This window comes from Kaistia sp. MMO-174, assembly GCF_037147815.1.
GTDB lineage: Bacteria > Pseudomonadota > Alphaproteobacteria > Rhizobiales > Kaistiaceae > Kaistia > Kaistia nematophila.
Window position 1 is genome coordinate 221,893 of record NZ_JBBCUO010000003.1, and the last position, 15,540, is coordinate 237,432.

Sequence of the window (15,540 nt, forward strand, 5' to 3'; positions counted from 1 at the left end):
TCCGACGTCGCCCGGGTGCATTCTCGTCTGACATGGAATTCCCTTAGGACGCTGACCGCGTCCGCTTGCCGCCGCGCTTCTTGACCTGGTTCGCCATGTCGATCGGCCGTTCGCCGACCGAAAGCGGACCATCCGGCTGCGCCGCGACCGTCTCGGCCGAGATCTCCGTCGACGCGGCCGCCGCCGCGCGTTCCTCGGCCGTCAGGGTCCCCATGCCATCGAGCGCCGCGACCATGTCCTGGTCGCGCTCGCCGAGGCCGCCGGCGTCCGTCTCGAAAATCGTGTCCTCGATCGCCGGCTTGGCTCGAGACGGCAAGGCCGTCGGCGCCGGCGCCTCCTGCAGGTAGACATAGGCGTGCCAGGTCGCATTGATGAACAGCTCATAGGAAAGCCGCACGGCGTCCGGCTGGTCGCGCCAGCCGTCCGGCTCGCCACCGTGCAGGCCGAGCTCGGCCGCCTTGCGATAGAGCGTCTCGCCGCCGATCGGCGCGTCGCGCGAGCACACATAGCGGCCGAGCTCGCCGACGACGTCGCGCGTCTCGTCTTCGATCCGCACGTTGCCGAAGGACGGCCAGCACTGCGGATCGAAGGTCGGATCCGCTTCCGCCGGCGCCAGCGAGACGAGCACGTTGACGGCCGCGCCGTGGCCGATCGAGATCGCGCTTTCAATGGGGTCGAGCGGCTGCGCCGCCTGGTCTTCATCCGTCATCGGAAGGCTCCTGGTCAAAGGGGAATGGCAGTGATGCGGCATGCCAGGCCGACGCGGACGCAACAGACGCGAAGCTCAGGAATCGAGGGGAACGTGCTGGTTTTCGATCGGCCGCAGCATCAGGCCGCCCATCTGGACGTGATGCAGAACAGCGGGCGTCAGGCCTTCGAGCGAAGTCTCTTTGTACCACTCATGAGATGGCCGAATGCGCTGATCCCAGACGCGGTAGAAGCTGCTTTCCATGTGACCGGTGCATCCATCGGTCGCCTGGCAGTTCACCATGAATGGCGTCGTTCCCTCCGCCCGATCGACCGTCACAATATGGCCGCCGCAAGCGACACAGACATAGATATTCTTGCGACCGACGCCGCTTGGACCATCGGCAACCTTGGCGTCTTCCATCATTCACCTCTCAGTAGATCGTTCATGTCCTTGGCCTCGCCCGTCGCGTTGACGGCCGTGACCGGCTTTCCGGTGCGCTCGAAATGCTCGAACGCACGCGAAAAAAGCGCCTGCGCCTGTTCCTTGCCCCAATCGTTGTCGCGGCCGAGGATCCAGCCATCGACGCAGGCATGGTCGGGAACGTGCAGGTAGTTCGGCAGGGATCCGGCCGCCCATAAGCGCAGCTCGGGAACGGCGAGCGCGACCGACAGCGTGTCCTCGATCCCTTCCCAGATGCCGCACGCGGCCGGCTTGCCGAGTTTGGCGGCCGTCTCGGCGTTGCGGTTGCCGGCGCCGCGCGTGACGCGGATCACCAGGCCGGACGTCGCCGGCCACATCAGTTTCGGTTTCTCGACAGGCGCTTTGCCTCGGCCGTCCGGCGCAATGAAGGTGACGTGCAACGCCTTCGGCACGCCCTCGCCGTCGACCATCTGCGACAACATGGCGGGAAAGCGCGGCCCGGGCACACCGTCGCGACGCCCCATCCACCATTCAAGGGACGGGTGAAAGCGGAAGCTGTCTTCCAGGAACTTGATCTCGCGAAGCGGGATGCCGCGCGACGCCAGATAGGTTTCGACCGGCGTTCCAAGGATCTCCGGCGAGCCGCTGGCGAACATCTTGCGGGCGCGGTCGATCTTGCGGAGCGCGTTGGCCTGGTCATGCTTCTCGGCCTCGCGCCGGCGCTGCGCGGCCGCCGCCTCCATGGCGCGCCGATCCGCCTCGGCCATCGAGCGCAGCCCGCAACGATCCTCGGCCCAGGCGAGCGCGCCCTTGCGGTCCGTCGCCTTGGCGAGCGCGACCAGGTCGATGATGTCGCCTTGCTCGCCGGTTGCGTAGTCCTTCCAGCCGCCGGCGGCCGGGCCGCGCAGCCAGACGACGAAGGATCCGGCAGTGCGATCGGCGCGGGCCGGGTTCTTCGCGGTGTAGGTGCTGCCGTTCTTCCGGCCGCCAGGCACGAGCTCGCGCACGATCGCCTCGAGGCGATCGAGCAGCGCAGCCTTGGCCTGGCGGATCCGGCTCATTTCCGTGCTCCCGGCTTCGCCGGCGGCCGTGGCGGCACCGGCTTCTGTCTGGTGATCAGCGAGTTGATGGGGATGAAAAGGCCGACAGGACCGCGCAGGCTCATGGCCGGCCCTCGTAGATCAAAGTCGGCCAGCCTCGGAGGGCGGCGAAGCCGTCTTCGCGTCCCCACACGAACCAGGCGTGATCCTCGGTCCCGCTCTTGTCGCCGGGAAACCATTGGATCCGATCGATCAGGGCGATCTTGGCGAGGAACCGCGGATTATCGCGGAACAGGTCGACGCGCGTATTGCCGAAATCGAACTTCGCCGTCAGCAGCAGCGCGACCAGACCGTCGCAGCGCTCGAGCGCGCGCCTCGCGAAGGCCGCCGCCTGGCGGTTTCCCTTGCCGTATGGCGGATTGGTGATGATGGAATCCGCAGGAAAGATGCGCTTTTCACCGAGAAAATCATGGATCCGGTCATGCCGGCGATCGTAGGCAGCGATATCGCTCGTAAAGACCTTGGCCCCATGCGCGCGCAGGACGTCGGCGATCTTGTGGTTGCCGGCGGCGGGCTCCCAAATCCGATCATCCGGCCCGACAGGAAAATGCCGCAGCAGCGCCTCGGTCGCCCATTCCTCGGTTTCGTAGAGCTCATTGTCGACACGTGCGAATTTCGAGGTGACGACGGTCATGCCGGATCCCCTTGTGCAGGGATCTCAATCTCGATCGCGAACGGCATCTGATCAGGCGCGACACCGGCCCGGTGCATATGCCCAAGCCGGCGCATCAACAGCCAGAGCTGTTCTTTGTACCAACCGTCGGCATCGCGCGGATCCTGCCATTCCGGCAGGGTAGGAAACCTCTCGCGCAATTCGTCATGCTGGCGCTTGAGCTCGACCGCCCCCGCGTCCGTCAGCTTCACCCGAACGCTGCGGTTGATATTGAATTCACGCCATGCCGGCGCGGCTGGCGCGGGCATCTCTCCGGGATTTCCGGAAGGTTGAGGCGCTGGATCGACCAGAGCCGAGCGGATGCGCTGCCGATCGTAGTCATTGAGACATTCAGCGATGCGCCGGGCGGTGGGGCCAGATAACCCCGCCAGCGGGTGAACGACGAATTCGCCATCGTGCTCTAGCCCGAAACATTCGGGCCAACTGGCGGCATGGGCAGCGCGCCACGGCTTGACCGCCACGGCTGGCGCGGGCGGGGAGGCGCGGCGGTTCCACTTGGCCACAGCCTCGTCGGCAGTTGCACCGCTGTCAGTTTCACCAAGGCAATCGTCACAGCGGTACCAAAACACTGAGGTATCGCAGAGCTCGATGTTCTCGCCGCCACAGAACGGACATGGCTTTGGCTTCGTCATGTTTCACCCTCCCCTCGCCTGGCGCGCGACGCGGTCGAGCATCGCGTCGATGGCCGCGTCGTCGCGCTCGTCCTCGATCTCTCGCATCGACTTCGAAATGGCTTGCTTGGTGACGCCGGCGATCGCGGCGACGGCCGTCATGGTCAGATTGAATTCCGTGACCATCAGGTAGAAAGCGCGCATGCGAACCCGGGCGATCGCACCACGCTCATGCCGAGGATCCGCACCAATGACGAGATCCGGATCCAGCCGGGCCGCGTGCGCCAGGCTGACGAGCAGCCCGCGATAGGTGGCGGCGATGAATGGCGCCGGGTCACGCGCCTGGCGCTGCAGCTCGGCCAGCGCGCGCTCGAGGCGGCGCAATGTTGAGGGCCGGATGCCCTTTATGCCGTTAAGGGCATATCGGATGCCGCGCTCGCTGACGCCGGCAGCGACGGCGATTTCAGAAATCGAGATATTGGCCCGGCGTCGATCTCGATCGAGCATCTCGAGCCGCGCCGCAAAGGGCGAGGCGGTTGACAAAGTGCAGGCACTTTCGAGCGGTGTCCGCCGAATGACGCCAGGTTTCGACATGGTCGCCACCCCCGTTACGTTTCGCAGATGCATGTTCACGGCGAGACCTCGGCGGCGGCGCGGGCCTCGATCAGCCAATCGATATCGGCGCGGACGAGGCGTGCGGCCGCCTCGGCGAGGACCGTCCAGCGCTCATGCTGGTGAGGCACTTCGTGATGGCGCTCGATTGCGGACAGGGCCTGCAGGAAGATGCTCGCGGCCTCGAAGTGTCGAATAAGTGGGCCATCCTCGGTCAGCGCCCGCAGCTCGGCCGCATTGAGCGCCTCGGACAATTGGCGGATCTCGCTCGCGGCGAGCGCCTCGCACCGCCCGCAGTCCATGACGGCGCGGCCGATTTTCAGCAGGTCGCGCAGAAGCTTGATCGGATCGCTTTGCGCTGCAGTCATGTGGCCGGCCCCGCGATGCGCGCCGGCATCGATTCGTCCAGGAGACGGCGGAGCTCGACCGCCAGAGCCTCAGCGGCACTAGTGCCCTGCAGGCGCCAGGCGCGGGAGGCCACCACCGCGCGATCGGCGTCGAGCCCATCCGCGAACGAGCGCAGGCGGTCGCTATCCGCCACCCATGCGGGCCGCTCGGCCAGCGCCGACGCGAGCGCCGAAATCCATAGGCCGCCGATGCGACCTGGCTCGTCACCGAGCGACGTCGAGGTGAACAGCCCCAACGTCGCCTTGGCGAGATCTTCACTGAAGCGGTCGATGATTCCCGCGATCGCCTTCACGGCCATCGTACTGTGCGGGTTTCGCTCGGCGTGCCTGGCGCTGACGGGATAGCGCAGCACCGTGACCTTGGCCGAGCTGGTGACACGCTCGACGGCCAGGGCCCACGGCTCCGCCGCCGCCAGCGCCGCGAAAAATACCTGCATCGAGGTAATTCGCTGCACCTTGCCATTTACCGCCGCGAAGGACGCAGCTTGTTGCCGGCGATCAGCGAGCACGATCTGGCAAGGCACGCTTGCGAAGCCGCAGATGGCAGCCGCAGTCGTTCGGTGCTGCCCATCGATGATCGCATATCCGCCGCCCTCCATGGGCGCGACCAGGACAGGCGAGAACTGCGACCAGTCGAAGTCGCCAGCGATGGCGCGGATAGCGCGCTTGCCGGCAGCGGAAATGCGCCGCTGATAGGTCTCATCAACGGCGAGTTCTTCAATCTCGAGCCAGCGCAATTGCGGCGCGGGTCCGGGGTTCACATGCTCGGGCCGGTCGACGATGGACGGATCGATCTTGCGAAAATCCGCCATCACGCCCCCCTCATCGCCGCGAAGGCGATCAGCTCGGCGCCGAACCATAGCGCCACCACACCCGAACCGAAGATCAGGGCGACAGCACGGCTTGGCGCCATGTCGGCCACGGTCGGACCAGCCAGGCAGAGAAGGCCGCATAGCATGAAGGCGGCGCCGGTCGCGGCGACGGCCCAGGAGGAAGCGCTCATGATCCAGATCCGTTGCTTGAGAAAAGATCGCCGGCGACCGGGGGAGGTTCGGCCGCCGGCGCGGCGCCAGGCGCGCTCACACCGCGCCCGTCGCCGGAGGTTTCGGCGCCGCCCGGGGGGAATTCGGGCGGCGCCGCCTTGTCGGCCTGTCTGCGCAGGTAGCAGACGCCGACAATCAGGATCGCCATGGCGAGGCGCGCCGGCGATTTGGTGATCGTCCGGTCATCGCCGGCGAGGATCGCCAGGGCGTAATTCTCGGCCAGCTCGGGCGTGACCATTTCGGAAAGGATGCGGCGATCACCGCCGGCCGCTTCCTCGCAGAGGCACCAGGCGCCGCTCGCCGGCTCGCGGCCGAGCATGCGCCTGGTCGTCGCGCCATCGGGCAGAAGGATCTCGGCCAGGATCTCGATCTTGACGGCGTCGCTCATTCTGCCGCCCCCCGCTGACGCGCCGCCGCGAGAAGCGCGTCCGCCAGGCGCCGCAGCGTCCGCGCATTGGCGCCCGCCGTCGTGCCGTGCTTCAGCCGCGTGTACGTCGCTTCATTGATCTCGGCCTTCCGGCAGAGCTCCGACTGCGTCAGCCCCAACAGACGGCGCTGCCGTTCGATTTCAGGGAAGTCAGGGAGGACGGGACGATCGGTGTCACCGTGCATATGAGCAACTCCACGAATCACCTCTTCATATGCACATGCTTTTATGCATAAATGCACATGGTCAAGGGCAGAGTTGCGCAATGAACTGCATTTCGCACCCGTCTATGGTCCGAGCCATGAAGGACCTACGGGATACGCAGATCGAGTGGATTGATGCTATCTGCACGGCCATGGGCTGGACGCTGACCGACCTCGCTCGGAAAGCCGGCATCAACAGCAGCACCCTGACGCGCTGGAAGAACGACGCCAAGTTTGCGCAAGAGGGCCGGACGCTGTCCGCCCGTACTGTGAAGGCCGTCGAGGACGCCTCAGGCGTCCGCGCCTATGAGAGCCCGGCCAATGGCGGCCGCGGCCTCGCCGAGGCGGAGGCCGCACCGTTCCAGGGATCGCAGAATCCTTACCTTCGTGCCTATCTCGAGGCATTCAAGGGCGGCCGCAACGCCGTTGACGCATGGGTGCTGACGACGCGCAGCCTCGACCTGATCGGCTATATGCCCGGCGACGTTGTCCTGGTGGACCTCAACGCCAAGCCGGTCGCCGGCAATGTCGTGTGCGCCCAAGTCTATGACTGGACGCGCGGCCGGACAGAAACGGTTTTCCGGATATACGAACCGCCGTTCCTCATGCCTTCGTCGACGGATCCGACCTTCCGTCGCCCCTACATGATCGATGACAACACGGTCATCGTGAAGGGCTCCGTCATCACCTCGATACGGGCGCCCGCCCAACTCGCTAAGGCGAGCTGACCTCCCCATCATGTTTACAATTTGTAAGTGCATTGGGATGCATTTTGCCGCGCACATTGCCGTGGTTCACTCGGCCCCATAGCGCTTGCAAGTCAGAATGCATATGCATTTATTGACATGAGAATGCATTAATGCATTCATCGCTTCCGTTCGGTTCACGAAAGGAGGCGTCTTATGCACGCAAACACGGGCAATTCGCCCGCTCTTACCCTGACAGTCGCGGACCTCGCGAATCTGTTTCACGTCTCGGCCGATCGCTTCCGCCAGATGCGGCCGAAGCTCGAGGCCAAGGGCTTTCCGTCCCGCATTCCCGGCGCCGGCGCCCGCTGGTCCGCCCCCGCCGTGCACCATTGGATCAGATCCAATGCCGGCACCTATGCCCCACTGACGGACGGCGCCGTGCCTGACGCGGCGGATCCGATCGCTTCCGCGCAGGCACAGCTCGAGGAAAGGTATGCGGCATGAGCGCGAAATCCCCGAACGTTGAGGACGTCGAGATCGGCGCCCGGGTCCGGACGCTCCGCATGGCCGCCGGCCTTTCCCAGGAGCGGCTTGGTGAGGAAATCGGCGTCACCTTCCAGCAGGTGCAGAAGTACGAGAAGGGCACCAACCGCATTGGCGGGTCCCGCCTCATGCAGATCTCGCGCGCGCTGCGGATCCCTCCCGGGCGCCTGCTGGCCGACGACGGCGATCCGGTGACGGCCGCTATCGCCCGCGACGCCGCCCGCCTGACGATCGCGGACACCGCCGTCGTCCGGCGCTTCTGCGACCTGCCGAGCGGCGATCGCCGGCGCGTCGAGCAGCTCGTCGACGCCCTGCACGCGGCCAACTTTCAGCTCGAGGCGGCCGAGTAGATGGCGGATCAGCTTCATCCCTCGCCGGAGCTCACCAAGCATCGCCTGGAAGCATTGCGGGCCGCCGCGCGCGGCCCCCTCTATCGCGTGCACAACGGCTACCGGCCCCGAGGCGGATCCCTTTTTCGCCTGGATACCATCAAGCCCCTGATCAGCGCCGGGCTTCTCATCAGCAGCACGGCGGCCGGCAAGGCCGCCGCCATCATCACCCCAAAGGGTCGCGCCCACGTCGAGGCGAAGCGGCCGAGGAAAGCAGCATGAGCGTCAGAGATCCCAACGTTGCCGTCGCGGTCCAGTTCTGGTCGGACCCGAGCCGGAGCCTTCCCATCAACCCTATCGTCAGCGACCTGCTGGCGCAGCACAGCCCCAATCGCACGTCGGTCGCAGAACAGCTTGCACGTCGAGCCTTCATAGAGAAGGCCACCACGGCAATCCAGCAACTGATCGACGCACACGCCTCGCCTGAGGCGGCCATCATCTACGCCAGCTCTGCCTTTGCGGAGCTGCTCGGCAGGCTGGTCGGGACGTCTCACGATGCGCCTTGCACGCCATGCTTGCACGCCAATCTGGGCTTCCTGCAGAAGGGATACTTGGCGGGGTTCATGCTGCAGGTCCGCGAACAGCAAGAAGCGCGGTCAGTCGCATGACGTCCCTCGAGGAGATCCGCGCGGCCGCCCAGGCCTTCCGGCAGACGAGCCTCCGCTTCGATGCCTGCATCGAGCGCCTGCAGCTCGAGGCGGCCGCATTCCGGGCCAGCAATGACGGGCTCGCTGCAATCCTGCAGCGAGCCCGGGCCGGAGAGGTTGAGCCATGTCCCTTGTCGCCACTGGCACATCGCGCGTAACGTCGCCCGATCGCCCGCTAGGATTTCGCCGTTCCATGGGCAAAGTCGAAATCAAGATCCCGCATGTCACATGGCGGGCCGGCCGGCCGAGGTTCATCCCCGGCCGCCACCTTCGTGCGCTCGGCTATCAGGGCCGCGACCTGAAACAACCGGACGGCCGTTGGTTCTCGCTCGACGAGGCGATCGCCTGGTCGAAGGATTTCGAGATCGAGATCGCCAGCCGCCGCCAGGCCAAGGCGGACGGCAAGCGCCTGGCGCGTCCGAAGCGGCCGACAGCCATGACGGTCGGCCATGTCATCGACCACCTTTTCCGCCTCGGCGAAATGCAGCCGATCGACGATCGCCGCGAGCGCGAGCGAAAGGGCGCCCTCGCGCCCAAGACCATCCGCTGGTATCGCAGCATGGCCGACGTGCTTGCCGCCTATGATCCGGAGCTATGGGCGTCGCCGGCGGCGGCCGTGTCGCGAATTGTCGCCAAGGGCCTCTATCGCCGCCTAGCGGCCGACAAGGGCCTTGCCATGGCTCGAGGCATCATCGCCGTGTGCTCCCGGGCCTATGGCGAGTATGAGGCGACGATCCCGCTCAATCCTTTCTTGAAGCTCAAGATGAAGGCGACACCGCCGCGCCTGCGCGCCGGCGAGATCGAGGAAATGGAAACGCTGATCGCGGCCGCCGATGCCCTCGGCCTGCCGGAGATCGGCGATGCGATCCTCATGGGCCTGGTGACGGGCCAGCGCCAGAACGATCGCCTGCGCCTGGTCGAGCGCGCCCGCATCGATGGCAGCATCGTGTTCCGCCAGTCGAAGACCGGCGCCGTGGTGACGGTCCCTGCCCTGCCGCAGCTCGACGTCCGCCTGCAGGCCGCCCGCCTCCGCCGCGCCGCCCGCAAGGTGACATTCCCGGAAGTGCTGATCGACGAACAGAAATGGCGGCCGTGGCCCGACGACGAGGGCGACGCCTACCGCAAGCAGTTCACGAAGGTGCGGGCCGCTGCCGTCGCCGGCGTCCTCAACGCCGAAGGCACCGCGGCCGCCGCCCTCGAGGGCCGCAACGAACCGCTATGGACGGTCGAGCCTTGCCCCTCGCTCGAGGGTTTCCACGACCAGGACCTGCGCGACACGGCCGTGACCTGGCTCGCGCGCGCCGGCTGCACAATCCCGGAAATCGTCTCGATCACCGGGCACACCGAGGAAAGCGCGACGACGATCATGAAGCACTACCTCGGCCGCCATCCGGAAATGGCGAAATCGGGCATGGAAAAGATGCGCGTGTGGCTCGACGCCAAGGGCACCAAGTTCTGATCAGGACCGGCCTACAGGCGCTGGCGCGCGCCTGTAGCCGCGTTCCGCCATGCAGCCTTCGAAGACGTCAGCCGAATCGGCCGCGCGATCTAGACTGCGCGCCAGGTTGTCATAGGTGGCAGAGGTTTCCGACCATGCCCGGCCGGGTCCGGATTTCACCGTGGCCTCAGAGCGCGGCACGGAACCACCGAGACGAGAACCCGCCGCCCTGCCGTTGCAGATCGCCTTGTCCGTCTCGAGCTGACGCAGCAGCCCCGGATTATCGGCGATCCAGGTGCCGTCATTCTTCACCCAGTAGAGTTGCGTGCAGCCGCCCAGGATGACGGCCGCCATCACAACGCAGCGATTCCAGCGACGATCGACCATGATTCCCCCCATCGGTCAGCAGGAAGGTCTCACGATAAATCAGCAGGAAAAGAACGAAAGGTCTCACGTGAGACCTTCTAGCGGGTCTCACGCGGTCTCACGTTCTCGTCCTGTTCTGGAAATGAAAAGGCCGCCAATCAGCTTAACTGATTGACGGCCTTAGCGAATTAGATGGTGGGTGCACTAGGGATCGAACCTAGGACAAGCTGATTAAGAGTCAGCTGCTCTACCAACTGAGCTATGCACCCATTCGCGGAAACGACGGAGCGAAAGAAACCAGGCTCCACGACCAGCGAATGATCGAATTTGGTGGGTGCACTAGGGATCGAACCTAGGACAAGCTGATTAAGAGTCAGCTGCTCTACCAACTGAGCTATGCACCCATGTTCGTCGGCGCTTCGGTGTGGACCGTGGCGCCCCGGAACGAGGCGGTATGTAGCAAAGCGCCCCCGGCCTGTCCAGCCACGCATTCACGGGATTGTGGAAATCTTCGTGAGCGGGGCAGCAAGCCCGTCGAAACCGTCATTTCCCCGTCATGCGCGGCCGGTCTATTGCCGGCAATCCACGGCGTCCCTGCCACGGACCGCTCTGAAATGATTGAGGAAACTATGCTCAAGCCGATCCTGCGCAGCGCGCTGGCCGCCACGCTTCTCGCTGGCACCGCCCTCGCCTCGAATGCCGCCGAGCACTTCAACCGCATCGCGACCTTCCACGTCGTCGACAACCTGCCCGGGGATGCCGACGCCGCGAAGAAGACCGTCGCCGAGATCATCACCGCGACCGCCGACGGCAAGACGCTGGTCTATACCGACAGCCCCGGCGAGCGCATCGGCCTGATCGACATCGCCGATCCGAAGGCGCCGAAGCCCGCCGGCACGGTGGCGCTCGGTGGCGAACCGACCTCGACGGTCGTCGCTGGCGGCATCGCCCTGGTGGGCGTCGTCACGTCGAAGTCGAAGAGCGAGCCCTCGGGCCATCTCGCCATCGTCGACCTCGCGACCAAGACGGTGAAGGCGACCTGCGACCTCGGCGGCCAGCCGGATTCGCTCGCCAGGAGCCCGGACGGCAAGTTCCTCGCCATCGCGATCGAGAACGAGCGCGACGAGGAGATCAACGAAGGCGCCATCCCGCAGCTTCCCGGCGGTAACCTGACCAGCTTCGCCATCGGTGCTGACGGTTCCGTCGATTGCGCCACCAAGACGGTGATCGACGTCACCGGCCTCGCCGCGATCGCCCCGACTGATCCGGAGCCGGAATTCGTCGATATCAACGACAAGAACCAGGTCGTTCTCACCCTGCAGGAGAACAACCACATCGTCATCGCCGACCTCGCCACCGGCAAGGTTGTCAACCATTTCCCGGCCGGCACGGTCGATCTCGACGGCATCGACGTCAAGAAGGACGGCGTGATCGACCTCTCCGGCAAGATGGAGAACGTCGCCCGCGAGCCGGACGGCGTGCAGTGGATCGACGACACGCGCTTCTTCACCTCGAACGAGGGCGACTGGAAGGGCGGCTCGCGCGGCTTCTCGATCTTCAACGTCGACGGCACGCTCGAATATGACAGTGGCACCGCGTTCGAATACGAGACCGTCCGCCTCGGCCACTATCCGGAAAAGCGCAACAAGAAGGGCAACGAGCCGGAAGGCGCCGAAGTCGGCACCTTCGGTTCCGAAAAGCTGATCTTCGTCGGTTCCGAGCGCGCTTCCCTCGTCGGCGTCTACAAGGACGAAGGCGCCGGCAAGGCCCCGACCCTGCTGCAGGCGCTGCCGGGCGGCATCGGTCCGGAAGGCCTGCTCGCCATCCCGTCGCGCAACCTGTTCGTCACCGCCGCCGAGAACGACCTGCGCGAGGACGGCCTGATCGGCTCCGTCGTGACGATCTATGAGCGCTCCGACGCCCCGGCCGCCTACCCGACCATCGTCTCGGCCGACAAGAACGGCAAGCCGATCGGCTGGGCCGCCCTCTCGGGCACCGTCGCCGACGCAAAGGAAGCCGGCAAGCTCTACGCCGTCATCGACAGCGCCCAGTCGATCGGCCGCATCCTCACCATCGACGCCACCAAGACCCCGGCCGTCATCACCGACGAGATGACCGTCACCAGGGACGGCAAGCCGGTCGAACTGCTCGACCTCGAGGGCATCGCGCTTTCGAGCGATGGCGGCTTCTGGCTCGCGTCCGAAGGCAATCCCGAGCGCGAGAAGAACAAGACGCAGTCGTCGCTGCTGCGCGTCGACGCCAAGGGCGTCGTGCAGGAAGAGATCGCGCTGCCGGAGGCGCTGGCGGCCCACGCCACCCGCTTCGGCTTCGAGGGCGTGACCGTGGTCGGCACCGGCGCCGACGAGACGGTCTGGGTCGCCGTGCAGCGCGAGTGGAAGGACGATCCGAAGGGCTTCACCAAGCTCCTCGCCTACAAGCCCGCCTCGAAGGGATGGGCCGCCGTGCACTACCCGCTCGACAAGGCGGAAAAGGGCTGGGTCGGTCTCTCCGAACTGACCGCGGTTCCTGGCGGCCTCGTCGCCATCGAGCGCGACAACCAGATCGGCCGCGACGCAAAGATCAAGAAGCTGACCTTCATCAGCCTCGACGGCATCAAGCCGGCCCCGCTCGGCGGCGAACTGCCCAAGGTCGTGAAGAAGGACCTCTACGACCTGCTGCCGGCGCTGCAGGCGACCAATGGCTACGTGCTCGACAAGATCGAGAGCTTCGCCCTCGACGCCGCCGGCAACGGCTATGCGATCACCGACAATGACGGCGTCGACGACCACTCCGGCGAGACGCAGTTCCTGCGCCTGGACGTCTCGCTGCCGAACTAGGCTGCGATCATCCGAATGACGACGGACGGCGTCCTGCAAAAGCAGGGCGCCGTTTCCGTTTTGGGATGGCAAGAAAGCCCCTCACCCAGCCCTCTCCCGCAAGCGGGCGAGGGCTTTTGGGCTCAGCTTGGCTGAACGTCCTCTCCAGCGCGCCTCAGGAGGTGCTGCAGGACCGAGCCAACCTCAACCGTCATCCCTGCGAAAGCAGGGATCCACCGCTGTCGAGAGCAAGGGCATCGCCATACGACGCGCCGGCGACGTCGCATCCCTTCCGACGGCGGTCGGCCAAGCGGGCGCATGGATTCCTGCTTTCGCAGGAATGACGGTGAAGCGTTGGCCGCCTCGAGCCCATGCGCCTGCCACCTCTCAAGAGCTTCGCTCTCCCTCAAGGAGAGGGACGGCGGTAGGTCGGGCGCGATCGCCCCCTCTCCCGCGCGCGGGAGAGGGTTCGGGTGAGGGTCTTGCCAAACCCAAAAACGAAAACGGCCGCGTCGTCGACGCGGCCGTTTGAACTTCAGAGAACCAGAACCAGATCAGGCGCTGACGGCCTGGGCGTGCTGGCGCTGGCGCTTCACCATCAGCTTGTTCAGCGACGACAGATAGGCCTTGGCCGAGGCGACCATGGTGTCGGGATCGGCGCCCTTGCCGGTGACCGACTTGCCGTCCTCCTCGAGGCGGACCGAGACCTCGGCCTGCGCGTCGGTGCCTTCGGTGACCGCGTGCACCTGGTAGAGCGACAGCGTCGCGTCATGCGGCACGATCGCCTTGATCGCGTTGAAGATCGCGTCGACCGGGCCGTTGCCGGAAACTTCCTTGGTGACGTGCGTACCTTCGACGTCGAGGCTGATGATCGCCTTGGCGGCGCCGCCGGTGCCGGCGATGACCGTCAGCGACAACAGGCGGATCGACTCGGCGGCCGCGGCCACCTCGTCGCCGATCAAGGCCTCGATGTCCTCGTCATAGACGTGCTTCTTGCGGTCGGCGAGGTCCTTGAAGCGCTTGAAGGCGTCTTCCAGCTGGTTGTCGCCGACCTCGTAGCCCAGTTCCTTCAGCTTGGAGCGGAAGGCATGGCGGCCCGAATGCTTGCCCATGACCAGCGAGGTCGCCTTCACGCCGACGCTCTCCGGCGTCATGATCTCGTAGGTCTCGGCGTTCTTCAGCATGCCGTCCTGGTGGATGCCGCTCTCATGCGCGAAGGCGTTCCGGCCGACGATCGCCTTGTTGTACTGGACCGGGAAGGCCGAGACGTTGGAGACGAGCTTCGAGGCGCGGGTCAGCATGGTCGCGTCGATGCGGCTGTCATAGGGCATGACGTCGCGGCGAGTGCGGATCGCCATGACGATCTCTTCCAGCGCCGCATTGCCGGCGCGCTCGCCGAGGCCGTTGATCGTGCATTCAATCTGGCGCGCGCCACCGGCGATGCCGGCCAGCGAGTTGGCGACGGCGAGGCCCAGATCGTTGTGGCAATGGGTCGAGAAGATCGCCTTGTCGGAATCCGGCACGCGCTCGATCACCTGGCGGAACATCGCCGCATATTCTTCCGGCACGGCATAGCCGACCGTGTCGGGCAGGTTGATCGTCGTCGCGCCGGCCTTGATGGCGGCGTCGACGCAGCGAACCAGGTATTCGATCGGCGTGCGGGTGGCGTCCATCGCCGACCACTCGACGTCCTCGACCAGGTTACGCGCCTGGGCGACGGTGGCCGAGATGATGTCGAGCACCTGCTCCTCGGTCTTGCGCATCTGGTGGGCCAGATGGATCGGCGAGGTCGAGACGAAGGTATGGATGCGCGAACGCTTGGCGACGCGCACCGCTTCGCCGGCGCGGATGATGTCGCCGGAAATGGCGCGGGCCAGGCCGGCGATGGTGACGCCGTCACCGGCGCGCTTGGCGATCTCGTGCACGGCCTCGAAATCGCCCTGGCTGGCGATCGGGAAACCGGCCTCGATGATGTCGACGCCCATGTCTTCCAGCAATTCGGCGACTTCGAGCTTTTCCTCGAAGGTCATCGAGGCGCCGGGGCACTGCTCGCCGTCGCGCAACGTCGTGTCGAAGATGACGATCCGGTCCTTGGACGAGGACGAGGTGGCATTCGCGGTCATTATGGTCTTCCTTATCGGGTGCCCGGCGCTCGCATGGCGACCAGGGCATGAATGGCGGAGGTCTTCGCTTTCATTCCCCTGAGTGCCCGCCCGTCACGGGGCAGCCGACGCTCAGGGGCGTCTAAGGAGAAGCAGACCACGAAGAGCGGACATGGCACGGCCGGTCGCGTCAGACGCAACCTGGAACCCGGAACCATGAATCGAAAAGAGCTGCACGCTCTCGCCCTCGTTGACATTCCGCCGGACCGCGCGGCGTCACGCCGGGATCAGACTGGAAGACCCATAGCAAAGGACCCCCACCCGAAGCAAGGCGGCAATCGGGCCTTCGCCGTTTCTGTTGCA

At 65.7% G+C, this 15,540-nt stretch carries 21 protein-coding genes and 2 tRNA genes; 8 read left to right on the forward strand and 15 right to left on the reverse strand.

Annotated elements, in window-relative coordinates:
* Positions 1 to 43 precede the first annotated feature (43 nt).
* The 11 genes from WFK98_RS12915 to WFK98_RS12965 all read right to left on the reverse strand — a co-directional run bounded on the left by WFK98_RS12915 (position 44) and on the right by WFK98_RS12965 (position 6,169).
* On the reverse strand, positions 44 to 709 hold the full coding sequence (locus WFK98_RS12915; RefSeq protein WP_336800496.1) for a hypothetical protein: 666 nt from the start codon (positions 707 to 709) through the stop codon (positions 44 to 46).
* A gap of 75 nt (positions 710 to 784) precedes the next feature.
* Positions 785 to 1,114 carry a hypothetical protein gene (locus WFK98_RS12920; protein WP_336800497.1) on the reverse strand — a complete coding sequence of 110 codons (330 nt, stop codon included), beginning with the start codon at positions 1,112 to 1,114 and terminating at the stop codon, positions 785 to 787.
* Positions 1,111 to 2,172, reverse strand: coding sequence for a DUF7146 domain-containing protein (locus WFK98_RS12925; protein ID WP_336800498.1), 1,062 nt, complete (start codon positions 2,170 to 2,172; stop codon positions 1,111 to 1,113). Before WFK98_RS12925 ends, WFK98_RS12920 begins: the two co-directional genes overlap by 4 nt.
* Positions 2,173 to 2,272: 100 nt before the next feature.
* Entirely contained in the window at positions 2,273 to 2,845 is a 573-nt protein-coding gene (locus WFK98_RS12930) for a hypothetical protein (protein ID WP_336800499.1), read from the reverse strand.
* Positions 2,842 to 3,516, reverse strand: a complete 675-nt coding sequence (locus tag WFK98_RS12935) for a Lar family restriction alleviation protein (protein WP_336800500.1) — start codon at positions 3,514 to 3,516, stop codon at positions 2,842 to 2,844. The genes WFK98_RS12930 and WFK98_RS12935 overlap by 4 nt, the downstream gene beginning before the upstream one ends.
* A 3-nt stretch (positions 3,517 to 3,519) precedes the next feature.
* Positions 3,520 to 4,128 (reverse strand): hypothetical protein, encoded by a 609-nt coding sequence (locus tag WFK98_RS12940; RefSeq protein WP_336800501.1) that lies wholly within the window; start codon positions 4,126 to 4,128, stop codon positions 3,520 to 3,522.
* A complete protein-coding gene (locus tag WFK98_RS12945; protein ID WP_336800502.1) occupies positions 4,125 to 4,475 on the reverse strand; it encodes a hypothetical protein in 351 nt (116 codons plus the stop codon). The genes WFK98_RS12940 and WFK98_RS12945 overlap by 4 nt, the downstream gene beginning before the upstream one ends.
* Complete coding sequence (locus WFK98_RS12950; RefSeq protein WP_336800503.1) at positions 4,472 to 5,326, reverse strand: ParB N-terminal domain-containing protein; 855 nt, start codon at positions 5,324 to 5,326, stop codon at positions 4,472 to 4,474. Before WFK98_RS12950 ends, WFK98_RS12945 begins: the two co-directional genes overlap by 4 nt.
* Positions 5,326 to 5,517, reverse strand: a complete 192-nt coding sequence (locus tag WFK98_RS12955) for a hypothetical protein (RefSeq protein WP_336800504.1) — start codon at positions 5,515 to 5,517, stop codon at positions 5,326 to 5,328. Before WFK98_RS12955 ends, WFK98_RS12950 begins: the two co-directional genes overlap by 1 nt.
* A complete protein-coding gene (locus tag WFK98_RS12960) occupies positions 5,514 to 5,945 on the reverse strand; it encodes a hypothetical protein (protein WP_336800505.1) in 432 nt (143 codons plus the stop codon). Before WFK98_RS12960 ends, WFK98_RS12955 begins: the two co-directional genes overlap by 4 nt.
* Positions 5,942 to 6,169: a helix-turn-helix domain-containing protein gene (locus tag WFK98_RS12965; RefSeq protein ID WP_336800506.1), complete on the reverse strand. Its 228-nt coding sequence runs from the start codon at positions 6,167 to 6,169 to the stop codon at positions 5,942 to 5,944. The genes WFK98_RS12960 and WFK98_RS12965 overlap by 4 nt, the downstream gene beginning before the upstream one ends.
* 116 nt (positions 6,170 to 6,285) lie before the next feature.
* Here WFK98_RS12965 and WFK98_RS12970 point away from each other — a divergent pair, with 116 nt between their 5' ends.
* The 7 genes from WFK98_RS12970 (at position 6,286) to WFK98_RS13000 (ending at position 9,914) form a co-directional block, all read left to right on the forward strand.
* Positions 6,286 to 6,915, forward strand: a complete 630-nt coding sequence (locus WFK98_RS12970; RefSeq protein ID WP_336800507.1) for a helix-turn-helix domain-containing protein — start codon at positions 6,286 to 6,288, stop codon at positions 6,913 to 6,915.
* Positions 6,916 to 7,089: 174 nt separating this feature from the next.
* On the forward strand, positions 7,090 to 7,380 hold the full coding sequence (locus WFK98_RS12975; RefSeq protein WP_336800508.1) for a hypothetical protein: 291 nt from the start codon (positions 7,090 to 7,092) through the stop codon (positions 7,378 to 7,380).
* Positions 7,377 to 7,769 carry a helix-turn-helix domain-containing protein gene (locus tag WFK98_RS12980; protein WP_336800509.1) on the forward strand — a complete coding sequence of 131 codons (393 nt, stop codon included), beginning with the start codon at positions 7,377 to 7,379 and terminating at the stop codon, positions 7,767 to 7,769. Before WFK98_RS12975 ends, WFK98_RS12980 begins: the two co-directional genes overlap by 4 nt.
* Complete coding sequence (locus tag WFK98_RS12985; RefSeq protein WP_336800510.1) at positions 7,770 to 8,030, forward strand: hypothetical protein; 261 nt, start codon at positions 7,770 to 7,772, stop codon at positions 8,028 to 8,030.
* On the forward strand, positions 8,027 to 8,416 hold the full coding sequence (locus WFK98_RS12990) for a hypothetical protein (protein ID WP_336800511.1): 390 nt from the start codon (positions 8,027 to 8,029) through the stop codon (positions 8,414 to 8,416). Before WFK98_RS12985 ends, WFK98_RS12990 begins: the two co-directional genes overlap by 4 nt.
* Positions 8,413 to 8,613 carry a hypothetical protein gene (locus tag WFK98_RS12995; RefSeq protein WP_336800512.1) on the forward strand — a complete coding sequence of 67 codons (201 nt, stop codon included), beginning with the start codon at positions 8,413 to 8,415 and terminating at the stop codon, positions 8,611 to 8,613. Before WFK98_RS12990 ends, WFK98_RS12995 begins: the two co-directional genes overlap by 4 nt.
* Positions 8,614 to 8,648: 35 nt before the next feature.
* Positions 8,649 to 9,914 (forward strand): hypothetical protein, encoded by a 1,266-nt coding sequence (locus WFK98_RS13000; RefSeq protein WP_336800513.1) that lies wholly within the window; start codon positions 8,649 to 8,651, stop codon positions 9,912 to 9,914.
* On the opposite strand, the gene WFK98_RS13005 is transcribed toward WFK98_RS13000, so the two are convergent.
* The 3 genes from WFK98_RS13005 to WFK98_RS13015 form a co-directional block, all read right to left on the reverse strand.
* Complete coding sequence (locus WFK98_RS13005; protein ID WP_336800514.1) at positions 9,915 to 10,280, reverse strand: hypothetical protein; 366 nt, start codon at positions 10,278 to 10,280, stop codon at positions 9,915 to 9,917. It lies immediately after the preceding gene.
* Between the two features lie 172 nt (positions 10,281 to 10,452).
* Positions 10,453 to 10,528, reverse strand: a tRNA-Lys gene (locus tag WFK98_RS13010).
* Between the two features lie 59 nt (positions 10,529 to 10,587).
* Positions 10,588 to 10,663, reverse strand: a tRNA-Lys gene (locus WFK98_RS13015).
* Positions 10,664 to 10,888: 225 nt separating this feature from the next.
* On the opposite strand from WFK98_RS13015, the gene WFK98_RS13020 reads away from it, so the two are divergent.
* Positions 10,889 to 13,096 carry an esterase-like activity of phytase family protein gene (locus WFK98_RS13020; protein WP_336800515.1) on the forward strand — a complete coding sequence of 736 codons (2,208 nt, stop codon included), beginning with the start codon at positions 10,889 to 10,891 and terminating at the stop codon, positions 13,094 to 13,096.
* A gap of 533 nt (positions 13,097 to 13,629) precedes the next feature.
* Here the strand turns inward: WFK98_RS13020 and WFK98_RS13025 are convergent.
* Positions 13,630 to 15,198, reverse strand: a complete 1,569-nt coding sequence (locus tag WFK98_RS13025; protein WP_336800516.1) for a 2-isopropylmalate synthase — start codon at positions 15,196 to 15,198, stop codon at positions 13,630 to 13,632.
* Positions 15,199 to 15,540 lie beyond the last annotated feature (342 nt).

Bases quoted from the DNA above. Each gene is read 5' to 3' on its own strand.
- WFK98_RS12975 (WP_336800508.1), top strand. From the start codon at position 7,090: ATGCACGCAAACACGGGCAATTCGCCCGCTCTTACCCTGACAGTCGCG.
- WFK98_RS12990 (WP_336800511.1), top strand. From the start codon at position 8,027: ATGAGCGTCAGAGATCCCAACGTTGCCGTCGCGGTCCAGTTCTGGTCG.
- WFK98_RS13025 (WP_336800516.1), bottom strand. From the start codon at position 15,198: ATGACCGCGAATGCCACCTCGTCCTCGTCCAAGGACCGGATCGTCATC.
- WFK98_RS12925 (WP_336800498.1), bottom strand. From the start codon at position 2,172: ATGAGCCGGATCCGCCAGGCCAAGGCTGCGCTGCTCGATCGCCTCGAG.
- WFK98_RS12920 (WP_336800497.1), bottom strand. From the start codon at position 1,114: ATGATGGAAGACGCCAAGGTTGCCGATGGTCCAAGCGGCGTCGGTCGC.
- WFK98_RS12960 (WP_336800505.1), bottom strand. From the start codon at position 5,945: ATGAGCGACGCCGTCAAGATCGAGATCCTGGCCGAGATCCTTCTGCCC.
- WFK98_RS12995 (WP_336800512.1), top strand. From the start codon at position 8,413: ATGACGTCCCTCGAGGAGATCCGCGCGGCCGCCCAGGCCTTCCGGCAG.
- WFK98_RS12935 (WP_336800500.1), bottom strand. From the start codon at position 3,516: ATGACGAAGCCAAAGCCATGTCCGTTCTGTGGCGGCGAGAACATCGAG.
- WFK98_RS13020 (WP_336800515.1), top strand. From the start codon at position 10,889: ATGCTCAAGCCGATCCTGCGCAGCGCGCTGGCCGCCACGCTTCTCGCT.
- WFK98_RS13000 (WP_336800513.1), top strand. From the start codon at position 8,649: ATGGGCAAAGTCGAAATCAAGATCCCGCATGTCACATGGCGGGCCGGC.
- WFK98_RS12945 (WP_336800502.1), bottom strand. From the start codon at position 4,475: ATGACTGCAGCGCAAAGCGATCCGATCAAGCTTCTGCGCGACCTGCTG.
- WFK98_RS12985 (WP_336800510.1), top strand. From the start codon at position 7,770: ATGGCGGATCAGCTTCATCCCTCGCCGGAGCTCACCAAGCATCGCCTG.
- WFK98_RS12915 (WP_336800496.1), bottom strand. From the start codon at position 709: ATGACGGATGAAGACCAGGCGGCGCAGCCGCTCGACCCCATTGAAAGC.
- WFK98_RS12965 (WP_336800506.1), bottom strand. From the start codon at position 6,169: ATGCACGGTGACACCGATCGTCCCGTCCTCCCTGACTTCCCTGAAATC.
- WFK98_RS12980 (WP_336800509.1), top strand. From the start codon at position 7,377: ATGAGCGCGAAATCCCCGAACGTTGAGGACGTCGAGATCGGCGCCCGG.
- WFK98_RS12950 (WP_336800503.1), bottom strand. From the start codon at position 5,326: ATGGCGGATTTTCGCAAGATCGATCCGTCCATCGTCGACCGGCCCGAG.
- WFK98_RS13005 (WP_336800514.1), bottom strand. From the start codon at position 10,280: ATGGTCGATCGTCGCTGGAATCGCTGCGTTGTGATGGCGGCCGTCATC.
- WFK98_RS12930 (WP_336800499.1), bottom strand. From the start codon at position 2,845: ATGACCGTCGTCACCTCGAAATTCGCACGTGTCGACAATGAGCTCTAC.
- WFK98_RS12955 (WP_336800504.1), bottom strand. From the start codon at position 5,517: ATGAGCGCTTCCTCCTGGGCCGTCGCCGCGACCGGCGCCGCCTTCATG.
- WFK98_RS12970 (WP_336800507.1), top strand. From the start codon at position 6,286: ATGAAGGACCTACGGGATACGCAGATCGAGTGGATTGATGCTATCTGC.